Here is a 1,905-nt window from a genome sequence, read left to right as displayed (position 1 = left end):
CGGGTCGGCAATTCCGGCCGCCACGACCGCTACGCAACGACGACGCTGTCGACCTGGTCGAGCGGACGCGCGGCGATCGTCGGCGATGCCGCCCATGCGATGCCCTCGAGCCTGGGCCAAGGTGCCGGCGTCAGCATCGTCAACGCGGTCGCGCTCGCGCAGGCCGTTGCCCACGCTGACGACATCGATGCCGCGCTTGGCGACTGGGAAGTCGCGATGCGCCCGATGGTCGAGGGATGGCAGCGCCGGGTCGAGGACGTCGCCAGCCAGCGCAGCCTCAGCCGCACCGATCGCCCCAGCGAGCAGCGGCTCGTCGAGCTCTCGTCCGAGGATTCGGATCGCAAACACGCAAGACACGAAGGGACCAATGCATGACGCTCGTTCCAAGCGCATCCTGGTACACGGACATCATCGCCGCCGTGGACCAGCAGCAGGCCGGCATCAGGGATCATCTCGGTCGCCCCTGGGCGCAGCATTTCGAGCGCGTCGCGCTCCGCCTGATCTTCCGCAAGCCGGATGCGACGCGCGCCCATATCGAATCCGCCCTTCTCCACGACGCGATGATGGAGCGTGGCGGCGGCCGCGAGATGCTCAGTGCCCTCGGCATCAGCCAGGAAGCCTGCGAGATCATCGACATCACGACCCCGCCGCCGAACGCGGATTATTATCGCCGCTTCCAGGAGGTCGGCCCCGCGGAGTGCGAGATCTATCTCGACTACGTCCGAAAACTCTGCGCCTCCGGCAACCGCGCCGCGATCCAGATGAAGCTCGCCGACATCACCGACACCATCGAAGCCTGCCGCACGGGGCTAACGCCGCTGCTGATCGACCAGTTCGTCAACCGCTACGAGCCGAGCCGGAAGCTGCTGGAGAAGGCGCTGGGGTCGGAGTTGGGGTGACGGAGAGCGCTGCCGGTCGTGGCCGGATGCGACGGCTGTCGCAAGGAGACAGAACGCATGCCGCCAGGGACGCCGGCGCTCGCGCGGCTCCATGACCCACAGGGCGGCATGATGACATCATATCCCTGTTTTGCCCGACGGGGCAAGTCAATTTCGGAGAAACAGCAATCAACATCGGAAAAACGTTATCCGGCAAGGGCATCGCTACTGTGCATGGGGTTGTTTTCCGGATTTTGGGTTGCCGGTGCTCCCGGCAGTCAACTCGCCACGCTTTTCGCTGCCTTCGCGGGCAGTTCCGGGGACCGTGGGCGGGCGCGCCAAAATGCTGCGACATCGCCTTGCGCATCGCGCCGATCCTAGCTAATGGAACGACGTTCGGAGCGTGGCGCAGCCCGGTTAGCGCACTAGTCTGGGAGACTAGGGGTCGGAGGTTCAAATCCTCTCGCTCCGACCATTTTTCTGAAAAGCATCGATTGGGTGGATGGACGATCGGGATAGAGCCCGCTCCGGGCGCTGACCCATGTGCGATGACCCATGTGCGATGACCGCCCCTACCCCTCGTTCTGCGCCTGATCCAGCATGTCCCTGATGGCCACGAGGTCGGCGAGCGCCCGCCCGAGGCGCTCCCGGTCCAGCGCGCTGGGGCCGGCGGGTGCGGCTGGGGTGCCTCCCTTGCGGAAGGTGGTGAGGATCTCCTCGTCGTCGACCTCCGTGAAGCGGAAGTCGATGCCCTCCTCCTCATCCCCCTGGTAGTCGTCCTCGTCGGACTCGGTGACGCCCTTGATGGGTGCCTCGTCGTCCGGCTCCATCAGGCTCGCGCCGATGGCGTCCTCGATGGCGCCGAAGGAGACCGCGGCCGCACCGTCAGCGAGGCCCTGCACCGATTTGACGCCGTGCTCCTTGAGGATCCGCTGCACCCCGCGGATGGTGTAGCCCTCCCCATAGAGGAGACGGCGGATGCCCTTGAGCAGATCGACGTCGTCGGGGCGGTAATAGCGGCGGCCGC

The 1,905-nt window shown here is 66.1% G+C and carries 3 protein-coding genes and 1 tRNA gene; 3 read left to right on the top strand and 1 reads right to left on the bottom strand.

Going from position 1 to position 1,905, the window contains the following annotated elements:
• The 3 genes from PMI42_RS12440 to PMI42_RS12430 all read left to right on the top strand — a co-directional run.
• A partial coding sequence (locus PMI42_RS12440) for an FAD-dependent monooxygenase (protein ID WP_008134349.1) occupies nucleotides 1-375 on the top strand: 375 nt, incomplete at its 5' end.
• Nucleotides 372-899 carry a hypothetical protein gene (locus PMI42_RS12435; protein WP_008134348.1) on the top strand — a complete coding sequence of 176 codons (528 nt, stop codon included), beginning with the start codon at nucleotides 372-374 and terminating at the stop codon, nucleotides 897-899. The genes PMI42_RS12440 and PMI42_RS12435, both read left to right, overlap by 4 nt.
• A 376-nt stretch (nucleotides 900-1,275) precedes the next feature.
• Nucleotides 1,276-1,353 (top strand) — tRNA-Pro (locus PMI42_RS12430).
• 97 nt (nucleotides 1,354-1,450) lie between these two features.
• On the opposite strand, the gene PMI42_RS12425 is transcribed toward PMI42_RS12430, so the two are convergent.
• Nucleotides 1,451-1,905: MerR family transcriptional regulator (locus tag PMI42_RS12425; RefSeq protein ID WP_008134346.1), on the bottom strand; the 455-nt coding region annotated here is incomplete at its 5' end.

Origin of the sequence: Bradyrhizobium sp. YR681 (genome assembly GCF_000282615.1) — a bacterium.
Taxonomy (GTDB): domain Bacteria; phylum Pseudomonadota; class Alphaproteobacteria; order Rhizobiales; family Xanthobacteraceae; genus Bradyrhizobium.
Note: the sequence above shows the minus strand (reverse complement) of the source record. Positions and strands in the feature narration are given on the sequence as shown.

Coding starts and splice junctions, on each gene's coding strand:
- PMI42_RS12435 (WP_008134348.1), top strand. CDS start 372: ATGACGCTCGTTCCAAGCGCATCCTGGTACACGGACATCATCGCCGCC.